The organism is Flavobacterium sp. LC2016-01 (assembly GCF_009711135.1).
Taxonomy (GTDB): domain Bacteria; phylum Bacteroidota; class Bacteroidia; order Flavobacteriales; family Flavobacteriaceae; genus Flavobacterium.
Window position 1 is genome coordinate 135,051 of record NZ_WMIC01000006.1, and the last position, 25,650, is coordinate 160,700.

Sequence of the window (25,650 nt, forward strand, 5' to 3'; positions counted from 1 at the left end):
GGGTAAGGAGTAATAAAGTACGTTTTTGTGTATGCAAAAATCCAGTTTGTGTTATTAAAATCTTAAAATCCAGAGAGTCGAGAGTCTTTATTAAAAAAACTAAATCAATTTATGCTTGATCTCTTTGTATTTTGAACGGCCAACTGGCAATAGTTCTCCATTTTTAAGCAGCATATTATATTTTCCGCCAGTTTCTACAATAAGTTTATCTGCCTCTTGCCAGCAAAGAATATAGGATTTGTGAATTCGTTCGAATGCTGCAGGAAGAAGTTTTTCTAATGATTCCATAGACTTATCATGTAGCTCTATACGGCCATCGAATAAATGCAGTTCAGTATAAATTCCTGCGCCTTTAATGTATTTGATATCTTTAACAGGAATCAGTTTAATGGTTTTTGCTTTTTTGACAGCTAAAAATTGTATATCCTGTTCGCTTTTTCTTTCTGGTGTTATAAAACGTGTAAAGGCTTGCGTAAGTCGGTTTACGTCAAAAGGTTTTGGAACAAAATCCAAAACACCATAATGAAATGCCATAATTGCTTTATCCGTATAAGCAGAGATAATAATGGTTTGAAAAGATTTAGCAACAACGGTCTGCAGTACTTCAAATCCGTCTTCGCCGTTTAAATTCAAATCGAGAAGCAGTAAATCTATTGCTTGTTTTTCGATTGTGTTTAATCCATTTTCAACAGAATCGCTGAGTAAAATCTGTACCTCTTTATCAAAAAAATCACGGGTCATTCTTTCGATTCGTTTCGCAATTCGGGCCTCATCTTCAATAATTAGAATTTTCATTTTTTATCAAAAATTTTAATTGTTGTACACCATCCTTCTTCTACAGCAAAAGAGTCAAATTCCCAATTGCTGCCGTAACTTTCATTTAATCTGGCTTTGATGTATTTAAAACCTGTTCCGTTACTGTTTTCTTTCTTTCTGTTTCGGTTTTTTGCCAGTGTTAACAAGGTATATTGTTTGTACTGTTTTTCTTTGGTAAAACTTAAAGAGAAAGTAATACAGCCTTGTTTTGGAGGTAAACTATGTGTAATTCCGTTTTCTATAATAGTATGAATAATTGCGGGTGGAATTTCTTCATTTGCATCAATATTTCTGTCTTCCCAATTATAACAAACTTCTTTTCGAAAAGACATTACTTCTAAGTGTTTTCGGCATAAATCGATTTCCTGCTGAATGGGAATCAGCGTATCCTCAGCAATAGAATTCATAATATCAAATTCATCTGCCAGCGCACGAATAAATATTACGCCCTGCTGCGGAGATTCTTCGATCCAGTCAATCAATGAAGTTAATGTATTTCGAAGAAAGTGTGGCTGAATATTTTTCTTAATCAGTTCCAACTGCAATCTGGATGAAAGCAATAACGAGGCATTGTGAGCTTCTTCAAGAGCTTTTGCCCGAATAGTATGCAGATAAAGCATAGACAGGACGATAATCGTAAAAGCTATAAACAATCCAAAATCATAAAAAATATATCGATTTACAATTACGCTTGCCAATAAACCAATCACTACGATTAAGCCGCCTTTAATTTTTCGGAATGCCGCATCGATGGCAACAATAAAGGAGATGGTACACATGGCATAACTAAAATAGATGGCGGTTCTATCATACTCGCCGTAGTATTCAATATAAATTGTCAGAAGACTTACAATCAAAAGAAATAAAAGCAAGCGCTTTCTTTTAAAACCAAATTGCAGCATAAAATACCAAGGAACTAATATCGAAATTATAAATGTGAGTAAACCAACAATCTGCAATCGGGTATAAAAATTGGTATACGGAATATCAATATAAAATTTGACGTATTCTATAATAAGCAGGCAGAAGAAGAGCAGACAGATTATTCCAAAAAGCAAAACGGTTGCTTCTTTGCGAGTACTGTTTATGTAGAGAAAGAAATAATAAATAGAGGCGATAAGAAAAGCTCCAGCCATGAGATTCATAAAAGACATCACAACAAGCGGTGCGCGATGAAGTCTCAAAAAGCTTTCAAGTTTGACCTTCATCCCTCGTTGAGATTCCCGTAAATAAACCTGAGTTCCCGTTACTGTTACAGTATGCTTGCCTATAGTGGCTAATTTTTCAGGTATTTGGTAATACGTCAATTCAGTTCCGGGTACTTCGGCTTGGCCACGTTTAGCCATTTTACCATTTCTTCCCACAAAAACACCATCCCAATAAACATCAAAAGCACCAAAACCAGTCACTTGTATGCCCAGCGGACTGGAAATATTTTCACGCTTAAGCAATTCAACATCGATAGCAACTTTAAATATAGAATCTGCCGACTGACCCAGAAAATTCTGCGGTTTATCATCGTCAACATAATACGTTACATCCGATTTCACGAACTCGGTGTATTGTTTACAGGACGAAAACAATAGTAGTGCTAAAACGATAAAAAAGGGCGGTCTATACATGAGATAAAGATAAAATAAATATCGAATACAGAAATGCATTTCGAAAGCTCCTAGAGCCGTTTGCATGTTTTAAAAGGTAAGATTTTATTTTATAAAGTAATCTTGTATCATCAAAATCAATAAATATGAAAGCCTTAATAACCAGTATTTTAATTTTATTTATTCCGATGTTTAGCTTTGCGCAAAAAGCTTCTGTTTCTGGAAAAGTTCAGGACAATACAACTAAAGAATCAATTCCATATGTTACAGTATCAATACAAGATAATGCTTCAAAAACAGCAGCGGTTGGTGTGACTGACGAGAAGGGAATATTTAATTTCGAAAAACTGCCAAGCGGTAAAATGACAATATCTTTTAGTTATGTTGGATATCAAAATTATACTCAAACATTTGAAATCGGTTCTGGAAAACCAAAAATAGAACTAGGAACGATTGCTTTGCATGCCGATGCGGTAGAATTAAATGCGGTAGAAGTGACTGGGCAAAAATCCAGCGTTAGCCTAAAATTGGATAAAAAAGTTTTTGAAGTGGGTAAAGATGTGCTTTCGCAGAATGGCTCTGCTCACGATGTTTTAAATGGAGTTCCATCGGTAACCGTTAGTCCAACAGGAGGAATAAGTCTTCGTGGAAACAGCAGTGTATTGGTGTTAATTAACGGGCGTCAGTCTGGTTTAACACAAAGCAATTCCCTCGATCAAATTGCAGCTGACCAGATCGAACGCATCGAAGTAATAACGAATCCTTCATCTCGATATGATGCTTATGGTTCGGCAGGAATTATCAATATTGTATTGAAGAAAAATAAAAAAAGCGGTTTCAGCGGTCAGGTGAGATTAGTTGCCGGATCACCAAATGACAGCCGCCTTAATCCAAGCGTTAATTTTAAATCAGATAAAATCAATATTTTTTCCAATTTTGGTATACGTTCCTCAGATTACGTTGGACTATATACTACGAATCAATCGACTATGAATAACGGTACTCCAAATTATCTTAACCACGTGCAGAACGAAGATCGCCACGACGATGGCAAATTGATGTATCTGGGTGCCGATTATTATATTGATGAACATCGAACTATTACTGCAGCTTTCTTGAAAAATGCCACGCAGGACGATGATAAAACCCGTTTGTTATATGATTACAGCAATGCGAATCATACACGAGACAGCACTTTAGCAAGAGAAGGAAAATCACTGGAAAAAAGAGATTACAACCAATTCGAGTTTAATTATACCCAGACTTTTAAGAAACCTTCAAAAAAATGGACTATTGATGTCCAGTATGATTGGTGGAACAGTGATAAAAAATGGAATCTTTTGACGCAACAAATTTATCCGGAAACGCTGGCTTATCCCGGTATTAGGACCAGCTCAATAGGAAACAGTAAGGACTTGCTTATGCAGAGTGATTTTATTCAGCCAATCGATTCTGTTTCTGTATTTGAAATGGGGGTTAAGACAGAAATTCGTAAAGTTTCGAGTCAGTTTTTGGCTGAACAGCAACAGGAAAATGATTGGTCGATTTATCAAGATATTGATAATGATCTCAATTATACTGAGACTATTTCAAGTGCTTATGCACAATACAGCAACAAGCTTAAGAAATTTAATTATATGCTGGGTCTTCGTACAGAATTTACCAAAGTTTCGATTACAGATATTAAAAACACCTACAACGATGATAAAAAATACAACAAATTATTTCCTACGGTTAATTTAAGTTATAAGTTCGAAGCCTCAACTTTGCAGTTAAATTACAGCAAGCGTATTAATCGTCCGCCTTTATATGCTTTGTATCCTTTTAACGAACTAACCGATTTAAATGCACAATATATTGGTAATCCAGATCTTAATCCTTCCTATTCTGATGTATTTGAATTGGCTTTTCTTAAGACATGGAAAAAGCTTACACTGAATCCTTCTGTTTATTATCAATGGGAGAGTGGTTATATTCAGGATTTTACTTATCGTGAAAATGATATATTTTTTACAACGCCTATTAACATTCAGCATGAAATACGAACTGGTATCGAACTTTCGACATTATATAATCCGTTAAAATGGCTTCAGGTAAATTTAGAAATGAATTTGTATCATTTTACGCAAAAAGGAAGCTATCAAGACCAAAATCTTTATTATGCAGGGAAAACTTTTACGGGGCGTTTAAGTACTCAGGTTAAACTTCCATCAAAATTCAGTTTTCAGGGACGTTACAATTTTCGAGGTGCGCAACAAAATGCACAAACAAGAAACGATGCATTGCAATCGCTTGATTTTGGCTTAAGCAAAACTTTATTAAAAGACAAAGCGACCATTGTATTTGATGTGACAAATGCTTTTGACTTGCGCCAAAATAAAAGTACAACAACCGGTACAGATTATTATATCATTGAAAACAGTATCCCAAACGCAGCCCGCTACCGACTCAGTTTTGTGTACCGTTTTAACTTAACAGATCCAAAAACAATTAGACAGGCGAGTAGTGCTAATCGTAATTGATAGTAGAAAATGAAGCTTTGAGGATAAAAAAAGGGACAAAAAGATGGTTTTTATCTTTTGTCCCTTAGAGTGATACAAATTGTATTATTCCTCTTTTTTAAAATAATTATTTATTGTTCTTGATTTATTAAAATGGTTGCAAATTATAATTTGCTACCTAATTGCTATTCATATTTTAATTTAGCATTCGTTCAATTATTAATTTTAAGCTTGTAATATTCTTAGCCTATTTAAAAAAATATGTTTTTTTAGCTTTATACATTTCATTTTTGCTTAATATGATATGTATAGATTTACTTTATGCCGTTAAGTCTAATTGCCATTTTTTAATGATACCGCTGTTAGATTTATTTTCCTACATGCTTCTAAGTTTTAAATAAGGCTCTTAATAATTAAGAACTCATATAATTATTAAGAAATATTTGCCATCTCATAAACACTATTTTTTTAAAAATTACCCAGTACAATTAGTCGATACAGGTTTTTGTTTGATGATGAATTAAAACCTATTATGATAATTACTGTACAAGCAAAATAAATGTTGACGAATAAAAAATCAGAAGAGAATCCTCAATTTAAATTGAATATGAAAATTTATCAAATGATTTAGAGCAGAAGATACTGCTCTATATTATGAAGAAAGTTTAATAAAAGCAGATTAAACAAAATTCACTAATTTAACATAGTACTTATGAAAAAAGCAGTATTTACATTCATTTGTGTCCTTATTTTTGCTAATGCAAATGTTTTCGCACAGACCAAAATGGGTGAAGTCTTACCAATTCCTGCTCCAAATAGAGCCCCTATAACTGAAATGGATTGGAGGAAAGTAACACCACCTGAACGTTTTGTAGTTAAACCACCCAAAGGCGCTCCTAATGTTGTTATCGTATTAATGGATCAAACTGGTTATTCTGATCCTTCAACAATGGGAGGTGGCGTAAATACACCTGCATTTGAAAGAGTAGCTAAAAACGGTCTGCTGTTTACCAATTTTCATGTTAATGCTCTGTGTTCTCCAAGCCGTGTGGCTTTGTTAACAGGAAGAAACAGCCATCAAAATCATATGGCTGGCGTAACCGGAACCAATACATCATATCCTGGTGATGACGGTATACGACCTCCAACTATAAATTCAATCGGTTATATGCTCCAAAGCTGGGGATATTGCACAGGATATTTTGGAAAATGTAATGAAGTTCCGGATAACGAAGTAAATGTCAGCGGACCTTTCACACGTTGGCCAACGCGAACGGGATTTGATAAGTTTTACGGTTATTTAGCGGGAGAACAATCTCTTTTTCATCCGAGTTTATATGATGGAACTACTCCGATAGGAACATCAACAGATCCTAATTATCATTTTAATACTGATTTAACCAATAAATCTTTAGAATGGATTCGCGCAACACGTTCTTTAACGCCAGATCGTCCATTTATGATTTATTATGCACAAAGCGCAAGTCATCCGCCACATACACCACCAATTGATTGGTTGAAAAGGGATTCATATAAAGGAAAATTTGATCAGGGATGGGATAAATATCGCGAGGAAGTTTTAGCCCGTCAAATTAAATTAGGAATTGTTCCCGCGGGAACTAAACTGGCGAAAAACCCTGAAACAGTTCAGGAATGGGAAAGCTTGACTCCTCAAGCTAAAAAAGTGCTGGCTCGAGAAATGGAAGTTTATGCTACGTTAACTGAGCACGCTGATTATGAAGTAGGGCGTTTAATGGATGGTCTTGAGGAAATGGGAGAATTGGATAACACCCTCTTCATTTATATTTTTGGAGATAATGGCTCTTCGGTAGTGGGAGATTTGAACGGAACATTTGTAGAATGGTCTGGACTTAATGGCGCACCAGAAGATATTCCGTACTTAGCAAGCCGTTTAGACGAGTATGGCGGTCCAAATTCATATCCCAATTACGCTGTAGGATGGGCGATGGCTGGTGGTACACCATGTACACTCGGCATTACCTTTGCTCATGGTGGTGGTAATATTGCCGGAATGGCACTACAATGGCCAAAAGGAATTAAAGCAAAAGGGGAAAAACGTACCCAATATACACATCTTATAGATGTAGTGCCGACGATACTTGAGGCAGTTGGCATTCCTGAACCTAAAACGGTAAACGGTATTGCGCAATTGCCAATGCAGGGCAGCAGTATGAGCTATCTTTTTGAAGATGGCAAAGCCAAAGAGCGTCATACTGTTCAATATAATGAAACAGCAGGAAACAGAAGTATTTATCAAGATGGTTGGATTGCAGCAACCATTCATAGTGCATTATGGGAACCAGAATTAAGAACGCAAGATTTTAATAAAGACAAATGGGAACTGTATAATATGCGTGAAGATTTTGGTTTAGCCAATGATCTTGCAGCTAAAAATCCAAAGAAATTAGAAGAACTAAAAGCGTTATTTATAAAAGAAGCATTAAAAAATAATGTCTTTCCTTTGGATGACCGCAGAGCTGAAAGATTGAATGCAAAAGTAGCCGGAAGACCTGATATAATGGATGGACGTAAAACACTTACCATTTACCCTGGAATGCCCGGATTAACTGAAAATAGCTTTATCAGCACCAAACAAACTTCATATACGATAGACGCAAAAATTGAAGTACCAAAAGGAGGTGCAAATGGCGTTATTTTTTCTCAGGCAGGAATGTTTGGAGGCTGGAGTTTTTATGTTTTAAATGGCAAACCAAAATTCACTTACAATTGGCTAGCGCGAGAATCTTATTCTATAGAATCCACCGAAACATTGCCAGAAGGAAAAGTGAGCTTAGGCTTTGATTTTGCTTACGATGGAGGTCCGTTAAACAGTGGTGGAACTGGAACTATTTTTATTAACGGAAAAAAAGTAGGGCAAGGAAGAATAGGTAAAACAATGGGTTCGCTTTATTCATTAGCAGCCGAAACGGCCGATATTGGCAAAGATTCTTACTCACCAGTAACAAAAGATTATGATCCTTGGAATAATTCCTTCACCGGAAAAATAGAAAAAGTGACTTTCAATTTAAAATAATAGAACCTAATTAAAACACCCACACATACGATGAAATGTTGTGGGTTTTTATTTTTAATAAAAATGGGTGAATAGTAAACAAAATAAGATTACTTATGAAGTATGTTAAAAAAATAGTAACTTTTTTTCTGCTTCTAGCTAGTTTCAGATCCTATTCTCAGACGGAAAAACTAAATCAATTTTGGAACGAATATGCTTTTACGAAAGATTTAAGTCAAAAATGGGTTCTGGAATTAAATTTTGGTTTAACAACGAGCGGTTCTGCAGAAAACCCAAAAATGTTTCATAATGTTACTCAGTTGTACGTTAGAGGATGGATGCACTATTATCCTGCAGAGCGTTGGAAATTGTCATTGTTTTATGCTTATTTTTATAATAAAAATGTACCCGAACTAAATCAGGAAAAATCACCAGAGCTGCGAAGTGCGCTTCAAGCTACTTACAATTTATTTAAACAAGACAGACTAAAGATAAATTTAAGAGCCAGATTTGAAGACAGACATTTGGAGAATGAAGAATCAAATTTTGAAGCTGTAGCACGATTCCGATTTCAGATAAAAGCTGTTTATCCGCTTTATTTTTTAAAAATTGAAGAAAATTCAACATATCTTTTCGCATCTGAAGAAGTATTTTTTAAAACCAAAAGTGCAGTTAGCGGTCCTGATTTTTTTGATCGCAACAGAGCAACAATTGGATTAGGAATTCCTATCAAAAAAGATTTTCAAATTGAAGTTTCATATGCAAATGAAATTATGCCTAGAGATCCTAATAATCAAATAGTGAATGCTGTTCAGGTAAATTTGATATTTAATAATTTGCTTCCGAATGTGATTAAATCATTTCAAAGGACAAAAACTGCCGTTGATGATGGAAGTAGTGGACTATAAATAATTTATTACCCTGGGTCTCCGAATTTTTCCTTAAGAAAAGCTGCGCAAACTTTACGGGACATTCAAACTGCTTTTAAATACTGTTAAATAGTAAAATAAAGGTATAAAAAAAAGCTCCAAATCATTAATTTGGAGTTTTTACTTGTGACGTTTAATTCACAATTTACAAATCATTTTATGAACGATTTAAAGAAATTGGCTTATTATTAAGTGAATTTATAAGATAATTATTTTAATTTTTTATCCAGATGAGGTTTGTATGTATCGTAAGGGTTAAATGGTAAAAAACTTAATTTAACAGTAATGATTTTTTCAATTAAACAATAATAGTTTTAATTTAAAAAATTTATAATCAATTAATAAAATTAAGAAGAATATAAAGATTTATTAATGTTATAATTTAGTATGGAAAGCTCTTAAAACAATCTTTTAAGTTTATTCCTCTAAAAGATAGTTCGTAATTGTGATTTAATTTAGGGAAGGATATAATGTTTTAAAAAACTTTGTTGCAAATTATAATCTGCAACATCAATAAAATTTTTTGTAATTACCATGTTTGTAAATTAGTGTTTGTCACAAAATTTATAACTATGAGATCCTTTACTTACCCAAAACTACTGTTAATTTTGGCTGTATTTCTTTTCAGCTGTAATCAATCTCAAAAAGATAACTCAGTAGCAGAAAAAAGTGATTCGGGAGAATTAGACCGAACCATACTTCCAATTCCTGAGCCTCCTTTTGGTGGTAAAATCGGAGAAACCTATAAAGATTCAAAAGAAGAATGGCCAAAACTGGTTACACCTCCGCAGGGAGCGCCAAATGTGATTATTATTATGTTGGATGATGTGGGTTTTGGACAAGTAAGTACTTTTGGAGGGCCTGTTCCTACACCAGAATTGGATAAACTCGCAGCAAATGGCTTAAAATATAATCGATTTCATACAACAGCAATCTGCGGGCCTTCGCGTGCAGCCTTGTTAACCGGAAGAAACCATCATAATGCAGGTTCGGGCTTTTTGGCCGAATGGGCAACCGGATATCCGAGTTATAATTGTATGATTCCAAAAACAACGGCAACTTCGGGCAGAATATTAAAAGGGAACGGATACAGCACAAGCTGGTTCGGAAAAAATCATAATACTCCGGACTGGGAAACTTCTGTTACTGGTCCTTTTGACCGCTGGCCTACGGGTTTAGGGTTCGATTACTTTTATGGATTTAATGCCGGAGAAACGCATCAGTATTATCCAGTTCTTTTTGAAAATACAAAAGCTGTGGAACCAGACAAATCTCCTGAACAAGGTTATCATTTCATGACCGATATGACGGACAGAGCAATTAATTGGCTGGAGTATAGCAAATCAGTGGCACCTCAAAAACCTGTTATGCTGTATTTTGCTCCAGGAGCGGCACACGCTCCGCATCATGCACCAAAAGAATGGCGTGAAAAATTTAGAGGACAGTTTGACAAAGGCTGGGATGTGGTAAGACAGGAAACTTATGAACGCCAGTTGAAAATGGGAATTATTCCGCCAGGAACAAAACTTACTCCAAGACCAGACTGGGTTACGCCTTGGGATAAACTTTCAGCAGATCAGAAAAAACTATTTGCGCGCTTAATGGAAAATTATGCAGGATATCTTTCGTTCGCCGATCATGAAACAGGACGACTTTTAGAAGCCATCAGCAAACTTCCTGATGCAGATAACACGCTAATATTTTATATTGTGGGAGATAATGGAGCAAGTTCTGAAGGAGGAATGGAAGGAACTGTCAACGAAATAAAAGCATTGAGCGGAATAGCAACTCCTTTGGCAGACAATTTAAAACATCTTGATGAAATCGGAAATCCTAATACAGAACCTCATTATCCTGTAGGTTGGGCTTGGGCAGGAAATGCTCCTTTTCAATGGGTAAAACAAGTCGCGTCTCACTTTGGCGGAAGCCGAAATCCAATGGTGGTTAGTTGGCCAAAAGTAATAAAAGATAAAGGCGGTATGCGAAGCCAATTTGTTCATTTAATTGATGTGCTTCCTACAATTTTAGACGCTTCTCATTTGCCAGCGCCAAAAACGGTTGATGGTGTTGAACAGAAACCTATGGATGGGGTTTCGTTCTTATCCACTTTTACAGATAAAAATGCAAAACCGGTTAGAACTAGACAATATTTTGAGATCTTCAGCAACAGGGCAATTTATGATAATGGCTGGGTTGCTGCGACACAACACACTTTCCCATGGAGACAGGATTTTGCACCAGGAAACTGGGATAAAGACAAATGGGAACTTTATAATATTGATAAAGATTACAGTGAATCAGTTGATTTGGCTAAAAAATATCCTGAAAAGCTTAAGGAACTGCAAGCAATTTTTGATGAAGAAGCGAAAAAATACAACGTTTATCCATTAGATGACAGAGGTACAGGCCGATTAATTTCTCCTAAACCTACGCCATCAGATCCTAAACGCAAACATTTTACTTTTTATGCAGGCGCGATAAGACTGGCAGAAACCGCTTCTCCAAATACTAAAAATAAATCACACAGTATTACGGCTGAAATTGAACTAAAATCAAAATCGGATAGTGGTGTTATTGTCGCTTCAGGAGGAAGTTCGGCAGGATTTGTATTGTATGTACAAAATGGAAAACTGGTTTATCATTATAATTATTTTGATGAAGCCCGTTACGTCATTACTTCAAAAGAATCACTTCCGACAGGAAAAAGCACCGTACGATTTGATTTTGCTTATGATGGCGGAGGAACTGGAAAAGGCGGAACTGGAAAACTTTATATCAATGATAAATTAGTTGGAGAAGGCCGTATTGATAAAACAGTTGCAGCTCGTTTTGGAATCGACACTTTCGGAATTGGCGAAGATACTGGATCTCCAGTTGCATATTCGTACAAGCTTCCATTTAAGTTTACGGGTAAAATTGATAAGGTTAATATTGATTTGAAATAGTTTTAAGTATTAAGAATTTTAGTTATAAACCTACAGTTATGAAAAAGTACATTGTTTTATTTGCAGTTTTGGCTTTTGTTACTGAAATCAGTGCACAGCAGAATTATTTTAATCCAACCGTTAAGGTAAAAGAATATTTAGAGCCTGCAATTCCGCATCCTGATCAGGATAAAGAAATGAAGGATAAAATGAGTAAATTGAAAAAGAAACCTAATATTCTGATCATTCTTATTGATGATATGGGTTATGGAGATATCGGCGTTTATGGCGGAGGTGTTGCCATTGGTGCACCAACACCAAACATGGACAAATTAGCTCATGAAGGTTTACAGCTTACATCAACCTATGCGCAACCAACTTGTACGCCAAGCCGTGCTGCAATTATGACAGGAAGAATTCCGGCGCGATCAGGGTTAACAAGACCAACTTTAACTGGCGAGAATCCTAAAGTAAATCCATGGGCTTCTGAAAATACAACTGCCAAAATACTTTCTCAAAACGGTTATAAATCGGCTATTTCTGGAAAATGGCACCTGGGCGAGAGCAAAGGTAGTCTTCCAAATGAAGTTGGTTATGATGAATGGTTGGGATTTGGTTCAGTTCAGTCTGAATACGCGCAGTTTGTAAACGAATGGATTTATCCTGATTTAATCAATAAACCAGATCGACTAGCTGCAGTGAAAAAAATGGTAGACCAAAATATCTTAACTGGTGTAAAGGGAGGAGAAAATAAGGTAGTACAGCCAATATCTAATATTGAAGAACTTTCTAAAGTTGATCAGGTTTTTGCCAACTACAGCGAGGATTTTATTAGACGTTCTGTTAAAGAGAATAAACCATTTTATTTGATTCATTCTTTTTCTAAAGTACATAATGACAACTATGTATCTGAAGGTTATAAAGGGAAAAGTCCAGCTGCAATTCCGTATAAAGATGCTATTGTTGAAGTTGATGATATTGTGGGCAGATTGATGAAACTTTTACAAGATTTAAAAATTGATGATAATACTTTAGTATTCCTTACTTCTGACAACGGACCAAATGAAGATGTTTGGCCAGATGGTGGCTATACACCATTTAGAGGAGGAAAGGGAACAACTTGGGAAGGAGGAGTTAGAGTACCAGGAATCGCATACTGGAAAGGAATGATAGCTCCGGGACGTATTAGTGATGGTTTATTTGACATTTGTGATATGTTTAACACCTCTCTTTCTGCAGCAGGAGTTTTAGATAAAATTCCTTCAACGAATTATATTGATGGAGTAGATCAGTTATCGTTCTTTTTGTCAGATAAAGGGTTGTCGAATCGAAATGCTGTTTTCATGTATTCAGAAACAAAATTTATGGCTATCCGATGGCAGGAATACAAAGTGCACATGAATGTATTTAATACTTCAGCTACAAGAAGAAATCTGGATCAGTCCACTATTCAAAGTATCGGAATGAGTCCGTGGGTATATAATATTTACGCCGACCCAAAAGAACAATTGAGTCAAGGGCATCGTTATTTTGAATGGGGAATTCCGGGCGTAATGGGACTTATTGCGGCACATCTTGCTACTTATCAAAAATATCCAATGAAAGACATCGGTTTAAAGAAACCTGGCGCAGAATAATATTTTAAAAAATTCGCTAAAAACAAAAACTCCTAAGCAGTGAGGAGATTTTGATATTAAGTGTATTTTAAATTTATAATTTATTGAAAGAGTTTTATAATTTAAAGTCAACATTATTTTTTATCGTGCAAGCTTCTATGCTTTTTCAATTATAAAATAAAATTATATACAAGGTTCTAATTAGAAAAACGATGAATAAATTTAAGAAGGCCATTACGATACTATTTTGTATTATTTGTGAATCAATTGCGTACGCACAACAAGATGCACCTTACACTATGGGTTTTATCCCAGCTTCGATTACAGAAGGTGATATCGCTTTTCCCATATACGATAAATGGCATTTAAGTGGTCAGGTTGATTTTCAATTAGTGACGCAAGGAACTTACGATACATCTAATCCGTTTGAATATACACAGCGTAAAGTAGTAAGACCTTGGATCGTATTCTCAGGTTTAAAGAATATGAAATTGTGGCTTGGTTATGCACACAATCAAAAATATGCTTTAGAAGAAATGGGCAATTATGAAACACTTGAAAACAGACTTATTGTTATGGGGACTTATACTCAAGAAATGCCTAAAGGATCATTATTTGAGCAAGTGCGTTTTGAAACGAAATTTTTTGATGACAGAACTGGCCAGCAACAGGTGGTGCCAAGAATCAGAGCAAGATTTGGAGTGAATCATTATCTTCGTCAGAGTAAAGAAAAACCAATATTTCTTGCACCAAACATAGGCTACTATACAGAATTAATGCTCAAGTTTGCCAAAAAAGATTATGCAGAAGAACATTTTGATATTTTCAGATTATCAGTTTATTACACGGCGGGAATTACACCAAATATCCATTTTCTGGCCGGTATAATTGGCCAAATGCAATTGCGCACAAACGGTACTCAGTTCGATGTTTATTACGGCCCTATGGTATCAGTTAAATACAGCATCCGACCTAAGGAACGGGAAACTTTTGACAGTGTCGACGGAGGTGCTGATTAATTTTAAAGATTTATATTTTTATTTAGAGTATCATCAACTTTCATCTTGCAGGATATATAAACTTCAATATAATTGGAGGTTCAAACTAGTTAAATAGTATGAAAAGGCATAAAAAAAACGCTAAATTTTTAGTTTAGCGTTTTTTATAATAAGTGACCTCTAAGATACAAATTCATACAAATTTTATGCAGGATTTAAAGAAATTAGCTTACTTTTAAGTTGATTTGTAAGATAATTATTTTAATTTTTTATAAGTAAATGGTTTGTATGTCCTGTCAAGGTTAAATGTTAAAACATATACATTCTTATAATACTAATAAACTTTCGTTATCATTTCATCTATAGGTAAACGAACTTTTTTCGTAGCTGCCATATAGTCTTTTTCCGAATCCCGATATCCTAAAGCAAGGATAACTGCGGAATGCAGCCCTTTTTCTTTCAAACCCAAAACGGCATCGATAATAGAAGCATTAAATCCTTCGATAGGAGTGGCATCCACTTTCAATTCTGCCGCAGCAATAAGTGCTGTTCCTAGTGCAATATAAGCCTGTTTTGCCGCCCAAAGTGCTTTTTGCTCTGCGTTAATAGCGCTGAAATAAGAATGCAATCCATTTCTAAACCCTGATAAGGCACCAGCATCAAGACCTCTTTGCTTTTCTGTCATTGCCATGTAATCGTCAATGTAAGTCGAAGTTATGTCATTAAATGCAGCAAAAACCAACAAATGAGAGCAAGAGCTAATCTGTCCATTATACGAATCAGCACCTAATTTTTTTTGAATTTCTGGGTTGCTTACAACAAAAACACGGTAAGATTGTAGACCACAAGAAGATGCTGAAAGATTTATAGCCTCTAAAATCTGATCGACCTTCTCTTCTGTTACTTTAATGTTATTGTAAGCTTTTGTGGCGTAGCGCCATTTCAAATTTTCTATCAAATTCATTGCTATGTCTGTCTTAAATTTTGGCAAATATAAATTTATTTGTTTTGTTTTTCGAGGCTTGAATTGCTATGATAAACTTCAAATCAGTCATATCCTAGTTCTCTAAAGAATAATTATCTGTTTTCCTTTGTTATTATATTTATAAAAAGATTAATAATCTTAAAAATAGCATTAAAAAAGAATAATTATCTGATTTTTTTGGTTTTGTAAAATATTAAATCTTTTATTTTCAAATTTGCAGGGTAAAAAAACTAAACCTTGTCATCAAATGAAAGCGAACATACAAGAAGATTTAAGAATAAGCGAAAAGCAAGATATTGAAAACACCCAGAATAATTTTGCATTCACATTAGAGAGCACTTGTTTAGATGAAAACTATCACCCCTCAAGTCAAACGCGTTTGACAACCAATTTTGCAAACTTGGCTAGAGGAGCTAATCGCCAGCAAAACTTACGTAATGCCTTAAATATGATTAACAATCGATTTAACGCATTGGCTCATTTGGATAATCCAAAAGCGGATCGTTACCTTGTAGAACTTGAAATCATCACAGTAACGATGAGTATTGATGATAAGAATGGTAGTAACAATCTGCCGCTGATTGAAGTTTTAAAAACAAATATTTTTGACCGCAAGACCAGCCAGTGTATCGAAGGTATTGCCGGAAATAATTTTTCGTCTTATGTTCGTGATTATGACTTCAGTATTTTATTGACCGAGCACAATAAAAATAAAGCTAGTTTTTCTATTCCTGAAAATTTTGGTGATTTGCACGGAAAGCTTTATAAATGCTTTGTGAGTTCAGAAACTTATAAAGAGCACTTTAAGATGTCACCAATCATCTGTCTAAGTGTATCGAGCAACAAAACTTATACTCGCACTGAGTATCAGCATCCGGTTCTGGGTTTTGAGTATCTTCAGGATCAGTATTCTATCACTGATGAATATTTCTCTAAAATGGGCTTAAAAGTTCGTTTTTTCATGCCTCCAAATAGTGTGGCACCGATGGCTTTTTATCATTCCGGAGATCTGCTTGCTGATTATACTGATCTTGGGCTAATCAGCTCAATCAGCACGATGGAGACTTTCCAGAAGATTTATCGCCCTGAAATTTACAATGCAAATTCAGTGGCTGGAAAAATCTATCAACCTACTCTTAAACACGAAGATTATTCGCTGACTCGCGTGGATTATGATCGCGAAGAGCGCAGCCGACTTGCTGTTGAACAGGGTAAATATGCAGAAGAGCATTTCATTAAGCCTTACAAAAGTCTCTTGGAACAATGGTCTGCTAATTTTACCCTTTAATTGATTAAAACGCATTAAAATTATACTATTATGAAGAAATTATTATTACCCACCTCTATTGTCGGAAGTTTACCCAAACCTGCCTGGCTTGCGCCACCCGAAAAACTTTGGTCACCATGGAAATTAGAAGGCGATCAGCTACTTGAAGGGAAACAAGATGCATTACGCATTTCTCTGCAGGAACAGCAATTGGCAGATCTAGATATCATTTGTGACGGTGAGCAGACACGTCAGCATTTTGTAACGACTTTTATCGAGCATTTAAGCGGTGTAGATTTTGAAAATCGTAAAACAGTAAAAATCCGTAACCGTTATGACGCGAGTGTTCCAGTGGTTGTAGGTGAGGTTGCACGTCAAAAAGCAGTTTTTGTTGAAGATGCTAAATTTTTACGTAAACAGACTAACAAGCCTATAAAATGGGCATTGCCAGGCCCGCTGACAATGGTAGATACCTTGTACGACGACCATTACAAAAGCCGTGAAAAATTGGCATGGGAATTTGCGAAAGCACTCAATGAAGAAGCAAGAGAACTTCAAGACGCAGGAGTAGATATTATCCAGTTTGATGAACCTGCATTTAATGTGTTCTTTGATGAAGTAAACGATTGGGGAATGGCAGCATTAGAAAGAGCCATTGAAGGTTTACACTGTCAAACTGCGGTTCATATTTGCTATGGTTATGGAATACAGGCAAATACTGATTGGAAAAAGACATTAGGTTCGGAGTGGCGACAATACGAAGAAATTTTTCCGAAAATTCAAAAATCTAAAATTGATGTGGTGTCTTTAGAATGTCACAACTCCAATGTGCCTTTAAATTTAATGGAACTTGTTCGCGGTAAAAAAGTAATGGTAGGTGCTATTGATGTGGCAACCAATACTATCGAAACACCAGAAGAAGTAGCTGATACCCTGCGTAAAGCTCTTGAGTTTGTAGATGCCGAAAATCTTTACCCTTCTACAAACTGCGGTATGGCCCCGCTATCTCGAGACGTAGCTAGAGGTAAGTTAAGTGCTTTAAGCGCAGGAGCAGAAATTATACGTAAAGAACTTGGAATTTAGTCTCAATATATTAATAATGAAGTCCGTGCCTCCACGGAGGAATAATATTTAAAACACATTGAAGAAATTATTAGAAGTATTAAAAAAAGCAGGGTTCGACGGTTTCCTGTTAATGATAGCCACCATGATTTTGATGGCTTATTTTTTGCCAAAGCCAGGCATGGTCAAAGAACCTGTTTCACTGGAGGAGATTGCCAATGCTGGCGTTTCCTTAATTTTCTTGTTTTATGGTATGCGGCTAAGTGTTGAGAAACTAAAAGCCGGACTATCCAACTGGAAAATGCACATTGTTGTCCAGTTGACAACCTTTTTATTTTTTCCGCTCATTATTTTGGCATTTCGCCCGTTGTTTGTCAATAACGGCTTTGAGCTGCTTTGGCTGGGTGTATTTTTTCTGGCAGCATTGCCATCCACAGTTTCCTCTTCGGTGGTCATGGTTTCCATCGCTAAGGGAAACATTCCCGCAGCCATTTTCAATGCAAGCATTTCCAGTTTGATCGGGGTAGTGGTTACGCCTCTCTGGGTTGGGCTGTTTATAGCTTCTGCGACAGGCGATTTTGATATCGCTCATATCGTCATAAAGTTGATTTTTCAAGTCTTGCTGCCTGTCATCATTGGCATAAGCCTCAATTTCCGTTTCGGTGCCATTGCCGAAAAATACAAGAAACAGCTCAAATATTTCGATCAGGCAGTTATTCTAACGATTATTTACACGTCGTTTTGCAAGTCATTTTCCGAACATCTTTTTGAAGGCTTCACCGCCCTTGAACTTGCTGGACTCGCTGCAGGGATGATGGCGTTGTTTTTTGCCGTATTCTTTTGTGTCGGACTACTCAGCCGCCTGCTTGGTTTTTCAGAAGAAGACCGCATTACTGTTTTATTCTGCGGGTCTAAAAAGTCATTGGTACATGGCACCGTTATGTCAAAAGTACTTTTTCAGCACAGTACCATCACCGGCATCGTATTGCTGCCGCTCATGCTTTATCATGCCTTGCAATTGATTGCCGCTAGTATCATCGCTCAGGGTATGGCTCGACGAAAAGAAGTATAATTTTTATTTATGGCATGGCGCTTTATCTTTTTTCAATAAAGGGCACCAGGATAACGCTTCCTGCTATAAAATAATGCCTTTTAGATTTTTATACTGCGAAGATGAAAGCTACAGTATTTTATATTTTTAACTTGTATGAAATAAGATTTTTGTATTGTTTTTGGTTATATTTGAAGAATTTTATTCTGATTAAAAATAAATTAAACCTGTTTAAAGTAATATTCTATGGAACAAATAGACGATATTGATCTTCAGTTATTAAATATACTTCACGATAATTCTAAATACACTGTAAAAGAGCTTGCTAAAATGGTAAATCTTTCGGCATCGCCAGTTTTTGAGAGGATTAAAAGATTGGAAAACAGTGGTTATATTAAAAAGTATATAGCACTCCTTGATGCAGAAAAATTAAACAGGGGATTCATCGTTTTCTGTAATATCAAACTTAAACAGCACGATCGTAATATTGGCAATCAGTTTGTTAGTGATATTATGAAAATAGAAGAAGTTGTGGAATGTTACAATATTTCAGGAGATTACGATTTTTTAATGAAAGTTTCTGCCAAAGACATGAAGCATTATCAGGATTTTGTGTTTAATAAATTGGGATCAGTTGAAAGTATAGGGAGTACCCAAAGTACCTTTGTTATGTCGGAGATAAAAAATATGTATGGATAGTTCCGCGATGGTTTATTTATTTGAAATTCGCCTTAGCTTTTTTGAGAGAAATGTATTAAGTCCATTTTGGAAGTATTTTATATTTAACATCAAAAAAATGCGATAAACCAAAAGAGAAAAAAAATCTATATCCTTAACGGGACTTCGAATCATCGTTCAGCTTTGATTAAATCTCTAATAACACCACTTTTAGATTGTTTATTTCAAACAGGCTAAGAATTCCTTTGGAAAAAATCGAACCATAAAATGCTAAGCTGTAAAGGCTTGAAAATCCTACATGTTTGTGTATAAAAAAAAGAGACACCTATTCTTTAGTTGTCTCTTTTTGTGACCTCGACTGGAAATCAACCTTTATGCTAATGTGTTGTAAATCAGTAATCATAATTATCTATTGGGGAATTTTTGGGACGTTATACTTAAAAATTTAGTTTGTACTCAATTGCTTCTCTAAGTTCTTTATTAGTTCCTTCAATATTTGCTAGTTTTCCGTATCTGATATTTGATTGAGGTGTTAAAAGCGATTCGCATACATATTCGATATATTGTTTATCGAAATCGAAAGTTATTAACGTAGCTAATTCTGAACCTGTTTTTGTAAAGGCAATAATATTGATGTGATGTTGGGAATTATTAGGCTGTGACTCAACATATATACCGGTATCTCCATTTACAAATAGTGTACCTGTATCTTTTTCACTACCTTTTGAAATCATAACTAAGTCTGGAGCTGTAATTACTAGGCCTAATTCAGACATTAGTAATATTTCCTTATATGGTATATTAAGTTGTTTGTAGACAAAATCTTTATTTACAAATGGAATAAAATTAGTGTGATGTGATTTTATTAATAATTTGGCAAATTTTGTAAAGACTAATGCTTCCTCTTTTGAAAGATTTTTCAAAAGATCTAAAGTTCGTAAAGAAAATGTACCGGGTTTTTTAACTTCACCGGCAAGTATTCTTCCCCATAGTTTTTGCATTTCATCATTAGAAATATCTTCAGCGATATTAAAAAATCGAGTAGTCCAATCTGGATCAACTTTTTCAGAGGAAACGTCTGGTTCTTGACTAACTTGGTCGAATGCTACATCAATAATTTTGTCAATATTGTTCTGTTTTTTAACCTGCTGGTATATAATTTTTTGCTCAATTGTATTGAGAGTTTCCAAATCAATTAATTTGCCTTCAGCATTGGCTATTGCTTGCGCTTTTGCTAAGACTTCAATTTCAAATGCTTTTGCTTTTGCTTCTTTTCGGATTGCAGTGGGCCTATATAAAGTTCCAATTCCTTGACCAATTACTTCAATTAATTTTTCAAGCGGCTTACCTTCAATTTTCACTAAGCTAAAATTACTTCCTTCCCCCATGATATTAGTTTTTTTTGATTATGAATGCATTTTAATAATCTCTTTAATCTTCTCAATTTGTTCGCTATAATTCTCTCCAACCGATGGGATCTTCCATTGTATAATCTGTTATAGGTTCCATTAAAATAGAGTTTTCAGCTTGATTAATTTCAATACTTACTACACCAGTTAAAATCTAATTAACGTTAAGATTTGGGTATAATTCTATTTTTTTTTTTTAATATTAATACCTAAAGATCTTTCAATTTAATTAAATCGTCTATTTTTTTTATTAAAAGTAATATTTTTATGTAATGATTCCCAAATTAATTGTTTGGGACGTTTGTGGGTAGTTACAAATAAAAAATAATAATTTGTAATCTTAATAAAATTTATATTGTGTTGATTTGTAGGGATTTATGTTTCTTGAAAGGTTTAGATTGTAATTCCAGCACAAAAAAATAAATCCCTATGTATCAAATACATAGGGATTATTTTATTTTAGAAGTGACCTCGACTGGATTCAAACCAGTAACCTTCTGAGCCGTAATCAGATGCGCTATTCAGTTGCGCCACGAGGCCTTTTTGTTATCATTAAGCTAATTTTTACTAGCTTTGTTGATTGCTTATTGCGGGTGCAAAGATAGACATAAATGTGAGATATACAAACATAAAATAAGATAAAAATAAAAAAAAATGAAGATAGAAAATTATATACGTGATATTCAGGGTTTTCCAAAAGAAGGAATTTTATTTAAAGATATTACACCGCTCTTAAATGACCCAATTGCAAGGAAAGAATGCCTTTCGGATCTAGTAAATTCTTTAAAAGAACAGAAAATTGACAAAGTAGTAGGAGCGGAGAGCAGAGGTTTTTTCTTCGGAATTTTATTAGCGCAGGAATTAAATGCCGGTTTTGTTCCGGTTCGTAAACCTAAAAAACTGCCTTATGAAATCATTTCAGCTTCTTACGAGCTTGAATATGGTACAGACAGCTTAGAAATGCATACCGATGCCATTAAAAAAGGAGATCGCGTTTTAATTCACGATGATGTTTTGGCAACTGGCGGCACTGCAAAAGCCGTTTGCGAATTAGTAGAACGTTTAGGAGGCGAAATTGTACAATGCAATTTTTTAATGGAATTATCTTTCTTGAAAGGAAGAGAAAAAATAAAAGAATACCCTATATTTTCTGCCATTACCTATTAATTTAAATCAAAACAATTTTGTTCTTAATAGCATAAAGAACTAATCCAATTCGGGTTTTGATTTCGAGTTTGTCAAACAGACATTCTCGATAACCGTCGATTGTTTTTGGGCTTAAACACATTTCTGAAGCGATTTCTTTATACGTTTTTTCAGTGCAGGCATGTTTTATAAAAACAATTTCTTTTTCTTTTAAATTGATTTTTTTAGAATCGCTGTTTGCTTTTTTGACCAGCATGCCTGAAACTAATTCGGTAAAATAAAAGCCTTTCTCAATAACGGAGATTATGGCTTCTTTAAATATTTCGGGTGAAGTATCTTTCAGCAGATAACCTTTGGCGCCGTTTGTAATCATTTTGATGATAATTTCTTCATCATCATTAACAGAGAGCGCGATCACCTTTAAGTCGGGTCTGTTTTCCTTAATCCATTTCATCGTGCTTACACCGTCTAAAACCGGCATATTCACATCTAATAAAATTAAATCAATATTTGTGCTGGGATGATCTTGCAGATATGTTACAAATAATTTGCCGTTTTCAAAACGATTTATTACTTCAAAATCTTTAAAACTGTTGATTAAAAGTTCCAGCGACTGCGAAAAAAGCTGATGATCATCTACTATAATAATTCGGTTTTTAGTGTTGGGTTTCATTGGTTAGGGTTAAGGGGTATTCTAAAGTTACGGTTGTTCCTGATGAATTTGACTCCATAATTAATTTAGCGCCAATTAATTTGGCTCTTAATTTCATGTTGTTTAAACCTATCCCGGAATTTATCTGACTCGCATCATAGCCAATTCCGAAATCTTTTATTTCTAATCGAAAAATAGCAGTATCGGTACTGATGTTTACTTCAAATAAATCACTGTGAGAATGTTTTAAGCTGTTGTGCAGCGCTTCCTGAAAAATTCTATAAATAAACAAATCATGTTCTTGATTAATCTTCGGAATTTCTCCCGTAAGATTGTATTTATACTGAATATTTTTCAGTTTTTTTATGCGCTCTAAATCTTGTTTAATGGCTTCGATGAAATTACTCTGCAGTAAATTGTCTTTATTTATAATTCGGGATAAAATCCTTATTTCATCTAATGACTTGGCTAGTATTTCTTTAAGGTCTTGAAGTTCATTGGTTTTAACCGATTTCCCTCCATTCAAGTATATATTAAGCTGCATAATACCTACCGAAATGATTTGGCCTATATTGTCGTGGAGTTCTTTGCTTATTTCGCTGAGTGTCTGATCTTTTATTTCAATTCTGGTTTTAATTAATTCCGATTGAAAATAAAGCTCTGATTCCATTTTTTCAACCAGATAAGTGTTTTTCTTTTTAAGGAAATAAAAGAATATAACAAGCAAAATGATCAGTAAAGTTAAAAAAACAATACCTAATGAAATGACTAATAATTGTATTTCTTTTCGCTCCATAAAAATCCAATAATATAGCAGGTCTGGGCCAGAAGATTTAAAATAAATACTACCAAACTAAAAACCGATTCATCGTGTTTGATTAAAAACCAATTTAAAGCCAGCATAAAGGGCAAAAAAGGCACATGAAAAACTAATATTCCGAGTATGTACCAAAAAAAGACCGATTTTTTAAAATTCAATATTTTGTCTGAATTAAAAATTTCCACTAAATACAAACAAGATAAAATCATTACTAACAATACGCCAATAGCAAAACTGTAAGTGTAAGAGTGATTTACGTCTTCTTTGAAATATAAAATATTCAGAAAAAAGGATAATATAAAAAGTATTAAACTTAGAGAGGCTGTTATTCTATAATTTGTTTTAGTTAACAGACTTCTTAAGAGCAATATATAGGCAGAAAAACTGACCAGCATATAAAAATTAAAAACATAATAATTCAGCAAGCCGGTCCACTCTGTAAAATAATAACCTACTTTTTCTATTATAACAGAAAACCAAATTAAAATTACAAGTGATTTAGCTTTATATCCAGGAAGTTTGTGCCATGAAATCAAGCCAATAATTCCGGAAAATAAAGCTAAATAGAAAATATAAAATCGTAAAAATTCGAACATAATTTTTTAGTTATAGTCTAAGCTTGGCGGTCTTCCAATACTTCCATAATTCATTGGTTCAATGCTTGATATGTCGGAGTTGTCAATACTGAGAGAAGCAAAAGTTTGTAATTCTCCAGCCTTAGGCGTTTTTATTTTTTTTCCGGTTGCAGTCAAAAATACCGTCATCAATCCTGCTTTTTCTTCATATTTTTTCTCTTCTGGATATACACCAAAATAAATGCGAATTCCATTGACATTATAGCCTGTTTTTTCACCTTTAGACTTGATATAATGAATGTAATTTTCGAGTTCTTCTACAGAAAACCAAACCGCATTGGCGTCTTCTTTTTTAATGTATTTAGCAATAATACTTGCTCTGTATTTCATAAAATTCGAATGTAATTCTTTAGCGAATTTTTTAGTAATCAATTGCGTTGGTTTTTCAGGCTGTCTTTCCATGAGTATTAATAGTTTAAGGGTTAATTGTTTGATAAATAGTGTTTTGGTAAAACATTGAGAGCAAAAATATTTTAAACGCCAAAAATCGGCAAGGGGAAATGTACCCTTTTTCTTAGGGTAAATTTATTTAAAATTTTGGGTTAAAGTACTGTTTTTTAGTAATTTATAAAAAATCAATTTTACATCGTCCTTTTTTTGTGCACAAAATGGATAGGCGAAATCTGAAAAGCCTGTTAAAAGAGTAAGAGTTAATTGTAATACTTAGAATTATGAGTTTATATCATGAAGTTTTTCAGGGAGAATCATTCAGCGAAGACAATTATTTTGAAGCTGTACGATATGTTTTAGGACCAGAATATTCTAATTTAAGTGAAAGTGAATTAGAAGATGTCCTGTTGTCAAGAGTAGATCAAATGTCTGAAAGTGAAGCAGAAGGATTTTGGTCCAGTTTAGGAAATGTAGCCAGCAGTATTGGTTCTGGTGTTTTGCGTGGTGTTTCTGCCGTGGCTCCAATTGTTGGAACTGCTGTTGGAACTTATTTTGGCGCACCTCAAATTGGCGGTGCCGTTGGAGGTTTGGTCAGCAATTTGGCAGGAGCGGGCAGTGCTGCTTTAGACAATAGCCGTCAGCCACAACGCAGACCATCTCAACCACAGCGCAGACCTGCACCACAGCGCAGACAGCCATCGCCAGTTAGACAAGCTTGGGGAAATACAACCCGTTATTTAGCTGATGCCGGCAGAGCAGCGCTTCCTGCGATTCAGCAGTATGTACAGGATAATCCGGTAGTGCTTCGTCCACAGGCTGCACAGGACATTGGCAGAGTTCAAGGCTTGTACAATCAATTAGGAGGCGTTATTAACAATCCTCAATTTCAAGCAGGCCAAGCGCAACAAAGTTTAGGTACTGCAAGCCCAAATGCACCAATAGAAAGCCACTCTTTTGCCGAATTAATCGAAAGTGTTAATTACTTAACAGAGAATATTTTATACGAATATTATAATGGAGGATTAATTCCGACTGAAGATTATTACGTTGATCAATATGGCCAATTTGTTGGTACTAACACTCCTAACCGAATCAATAGACTTGAAAATTCTATTGCAAGTTTATAAAACCTAAAT

The 25,650-nt window shown here is 34.8% G+C and carries 20 protein-coding genes and 1 tRNA gene; 12 read left to right on the forward strand and 9 right to left on the reverse strand.

Annotated features, from left to right (window positions below; all coding sequences use genetic code 11):
* Positions 1-99: 99 nt before the first annotated feature.
* Positions 100-795 carry a LytTR family DNA-binding domain-containing protein gene (locus tag GKZ88_RS13640; RefSeq protein ID WP_155102917.1) on the reverse strand — a complete coding sequence of 232 codons (696 nt, stop codon included), beginning with the start codon at positions 793-795 and terminating at the stop codon, positions 100-102.
* Positions 792-2,366 (reverse strand): histidine kinase, encoded by a 1,575-nt coding sequence (locus tag GKZ88_RS13645; RefSeq protein WP_347343878.1) that lies wholly within the window; start codon positions 2,364-2,366, stop codon positions 792-794. The genes GKZ88_RS13640 and GKZ88_RS13645 overlap by 4 nt, the downstream gene beginning before the upstream one ends.
* Positions 2,367-2,563: 197 nt before the next feature.
* On the opposite strand from GKZ88_RS13645, the gene GKZ88_RS13650 reads away from it, so the two are divergent.
* From GKZ88_RS13650 to GKZ88_RS13675, 6 genes are all read left to right on the forward strand, one after another.
* Positions 2,564-4,939, forward strand: a complete 2,376-nt coding sequence (locus GKZ88_RS13650; RefSeq protein WP_155102918.1) for an outer membrane beta-barrel protein — start codon at positions 2,564-2,566, stop codon at positions 4,937-4,939.
* Positions 4,940-5,630: 691 nt separating this feature from the next.
* Positions 5,631-7,973, forward strand: a complete 2,343-nt coding sequence (locus tag GKZ88_RS13655; RefSeq protein ID WP_155102919.1) for an arylsulfatase — start codon at positions 5,631-5,633, stop codon at positions 7,971-7,973.
* A 95-nt stretch (positions 7,974-8,068) separates the two neighbouring features.
* Positions 8,069-8,860 (forward strand): DUF2490 domain-containing protein, encoded by a 792-nt coding sequence (locus GKZ88_RS13660; RefSeq protein WP_155102920.1) that lies wholly within the window; start codon positions 8,069-8,071, stop codon positions 8,858-8,860.
* 593 nt (positions 8,861-9,453) lie between these two features.
* Complete coding sequence (locus GKZ88_RS13665; RefSeq protein ID WP_155102921.1) at positions 9,454-11,826, forward strand: arylsulfatase; 2,373 nt, start codon at positions 9,454-9,456, stop codon at positions 11,824-11,826.
* 38 nt (positions 11,827-11,864) lie between these two features.
* Complete coding sequence (locus GKZ88_RS13670; protein ID WP_155102922.1) at positions 11,865-13,442, forward strand: arylsulfatase; 1,578 nt, start codon at positions 11,865-11,867, stop codon at positions 13,440-13,442.
* Positions 13,443-13,633: 191 nt separating this feature from the next.
* The gene (locus tag GKZ88_RS13675; RefSeq protein WP_155102923.1) at positions 13,634-14,440 is read left to right on the forward strand and encodes a DUF2490 domain-containing protein; all 807 of its coding nucleotides are present in this window, start codon (positions 13,634-13,636) and stop codon (positions 14,438-14,440) included.
* Between the two features lie 313 nt (positions 14,441-14,753).
* Here the strand turns inward: GKZ88_RS13675 and GKZ88_RS13680 are convergent, their stop codons facing one another.
* A complete protein-coding gene (locus GKZ88_RS13680; protein ID WP_155102924.1) occupies positions 14,754-15,383 on the reverse strand; it encodes a nitroreductase family protein in 630 nt (209 codons plus the stop codon).
* A 268-nt stretch (positions 15,384-15,651) separates the two neighbouring features.
* Between GKZ88_RS13680 and GKZ88_RS13685 the strand changes: the two genes are divergently transcribed.
* The 4 genes from GKZ88_RS13685 to GKZ88_RS13700 all read left to right on the forward strand — a co-directional run bounded on the left by GKZ88_RS13685 (position 15,652) and on the right by GKZ88_RS13700 (position 19,483).
* Positions 15,652-16,692 carry a DUF1852 domain-containing protein gene (locus tag GKZ88_RS13685; protein WP_155102925.1) on the forward strand — a complete coding sequence of 347 codons (1,041 nt, stop codon included), beginning with the start codon at positions 15,652-15,654 and terminating at the stop codon, positions 16,690-16,692.
* A 30-nt stretch (positions 16,693-16,722) separates the two neighbouring features.
* Positions 16,723-17,754, forward strand: coding sequence for a methionine synthase (locus GKZ88_RS13690; protein WP_155102926.1), 1,032 nt, complete (start codon positions 16,723-16,725; stop codon positions 17,752-17,754).
* A gap of 58 nt (positions 17,755-17,812) precedes the next feature.
* Positions 17,813-18,805: a bile acid:sodium symporter family protein gene (locus GKZ88_RS13695; protein ID WP_155102927.1), complete on the forward strand. Its 993-nt coding sequence runs from the start codon at positions 17,813-17,815 to the stop codon at positions 18,803-18,805.
* A 225-nt stretch (positions 18,806-19,030) separates the two neighbouring features.
* A complete protein-coding gene (locus GKZ88_RS13700; protein WP_083694586.1) occupies positions 19,031-19,483 on the forward strand; it encodes an Lrp/AsnC family transcriptional regulator in 453 nt (150 codons plus the stop codon).
* A gap of 416 nt (positions 19,484-19,899) precedes the next feature.
* Here GKZ88_RS13700 and GKZ88_RS13705 read toward each other — a convergent pair whose 3' ends face one another.
* Positions 19,900-20,850, reverse strand: coding sequence for a DUF2806 domain-containing protein (locus GKZ88_RS13705; protein WP_155102928.1), 951 nt, complete (start codon positions 20,848-20,850; stop codon positions 19,900-19,902).
* Positions 20,851-21,337: 487 nt separating this feature from the next.
* Positions 21,338-21,411, reverse strand: a tRNA-Arg gene (locus GKZ88_RS13710).
* 114 nt (positions 21,412-21,525) lie between these two features.
* Between GKZ88_RS13710 and GKZ88_RS13715 the strand changes: the two genes are divergently transcribed.
* A complete protein-coding gene (locus tag GKZ88_RS13715) occupies positions 21,526-22,038 on the forward strand; it encodes an adenine phosphoribosyltransferase (RefSeq protein WP_155102929.1) in 513 nt (170 codons plus the stop codon).
* 1 nt (position 22,039) lies between these two features.
* Here the strand turns inward: GKZ88_RS13715 and GKZ88_RS13720 are convergent, their stop codons facing one another.
* The 4 genes from GKZ88_RS13720 to GKZ88_RS13735 form a co-directional block, all read right to left on the reverse strand.
* Complete coding sequence (locus GKZ88_RS13720; protein ID WP_155102930.1) at positions 22,040-22,690, reverse strand: response regulator transcription factor; 651 nt, start codon at positions 22,688-22,690, stop codon at positions 22,040-22,042.
* Positions 22,674-23,339 carry an ATP-binding protein gene (locus GKZ88_RS13725; RefSeq protein ID WP_230392524.1) on the reverse strand — a complete coding sequence of 222 codons (666 nt, stop codon included), beginning with the start codon at positions 23,337-23,339 and terminating at the stop codon, positions 22,674-22,676. The genes GKZ88_RS13720 and GKZ88_RS13725 overlap by 17 nt, the downstream gene beginning before the upstream one ends.
* Before the next feature lie 98 nt (positions 23,340-23,437).
* Entirely contained in the window at positions 23,438-24,085 is a 648-nt protein-coding gene (locus tag GKZ88_RS13730) for a hypothetical protein (protein WP_155102932.1), read from the reverse strand.
* Positions 24,086-24,091: 6 nt separating this feature from the next.
* The gene (locus GKZ88_RS13735; RefSeq protein WP_155102933.1) at positions 24,092-24,526 is read right to left on the reverse strand and encodes a hypothetical protein; all 435 of its coding nucleotides are present in this window, start codon (positions 24,524-24,526) and stop codon (positions 24,092-24,094) included.
* Between the two features lie 269 nt (positions 24,527-24,795).
* Between GKZ88_RS13735 and GKZ88_RS13740 the strand changes: the two genes are divergently transcribed.
* Entirely contained in the window at positions 24,796-25,641 is an 846-nt protein-coding gene (locus GKZ88_RS13740; RefSeq protein WP_155102934.1) for a hypothetical protein, read from the forward strand.
* The last annotated feature ends 9 nt before the right edge of the window (positions 25,642-25,650 follow it).

Coding starts and splice junctions, on each gene's coding strand:
- GKZ88_RS13640 (WP_155102917.1), bottom strand. CDS start 795: ATGAAAATTCTAATTATTGAAGATGAGGCCCGAATTGCGAAACGAATC.
- GKZ88_RS13650 (WP_155102918.1), top strand. CDS start 2,564: ATGAAAGCCTTAATAACCAGTATTTTAATTTTATTTATTCCGATGTTT.
- GKZ88_RS13655 (WP_155102919.1), top strand. CDS start 5,631: ATGAAAAAAGCAGTATTTACATTCATTTGTGTCCTTATTTTTGCTAAT.
- GKZ88_RS13660 (WP_155102920.1), top strand. CDS start 8,069: ATGAAGTATGTTAAAAAAATAGTAACTTTTTTTCTGCTTCTAGCTAGT.
- GKZ88_RS13665 (WP_155102921.1), top strand. CDS start 9,454: ATGAGATCCTTTACTTACCCAAAACTACTGTTAATTTTGGCTGTATTT.
- GKZ88_RS13670 (WP_155102922.1), top strand. CDS start 11,865: ATGAAAAAGTACATTGTTTTATTTGCAGTTTTGGCTTTTGTTACTGAA.
- GKZ88_RS13675 (WP_155102923.1), top strand. CDS start 13,634: ATGAATAAATTTAAGAAGGCCATTACGATACTATTTTGTATTATTTGT.
- GKZ88_RS13680 (WP_155102924.1), bottom strand. CDS start 15,383: ATGAATTTGATAGAAAATTTGAAATGGCGCTACGCCACAAAAGCTTAC.
- GKZ88_RS13685 (WP_155102925.1), top strand. CDS start 15,652: ATGAAAGCGAACATACAAGAAGATTTAAGAATAAGCGAAAAGCAAGAT.
- GKZ88_RS13690 (WP_155102926.1), top strand. CDS start 16,723: ATGAAGAAATTATTATTACCCACCTCTATTGTCGGAAGTTTACCCAAA.
- GKZ88_RS13700 (WP_083694586.1), top strand. CDS start 19,031: ATGGAACAAATAGACGATATTGATCTTCAGTTATTAAATATACTTCAC.
- GKZ88_RS13705 (WP_155102928.1), bottom strand. CDS start 20,850: ATGGGGGAAGGAAGTAATTTTAGCTTAGTGAAAATTGAAGGTAAGCCG.
- GKZ88_RS13715 (WP_155102929.1), top strand. CDS start 21,526: ATGAAGATAGAAAATTATATACGTGATATTCAGGGTTTTCCAAAAGAA.
- GKZ88_RS13720 (WP_155102930.1), bottom strand. CDS start 22,690: ATGAAACCCAACACTAAAAACCGAATTATTATAGTAGATGATCATCAG.
- GKZ88_RS13725 (WP_230392524.1), bottom strand. CDS start 23,339: ATGGAATCAGAGCTTTATTTTCAATCGGAATTAATTAAAACCAGAATT.
- GKZ88_RS13730 (WP_155102932.1), bottom strand. CDS start 24,085: ATGTTCGAATTTTTACGATTTTATATTTTCTATTTAGCTTTATTTTCC.
- GKZ88_RS13735 (WP_155102933.1), bottom strand. CDS start 24,526: ATGGAAAGACAGCCTGAAAAACCAACGCAATTGATTACTAAAAAATTC.
- GKZ88_RS13740 (WP_155102934.1), top strand. CDS start 24,796: ATGAGTTTATATCATGAAGTTTTTCAGGGAGAATCATTCAGCGAAGAC.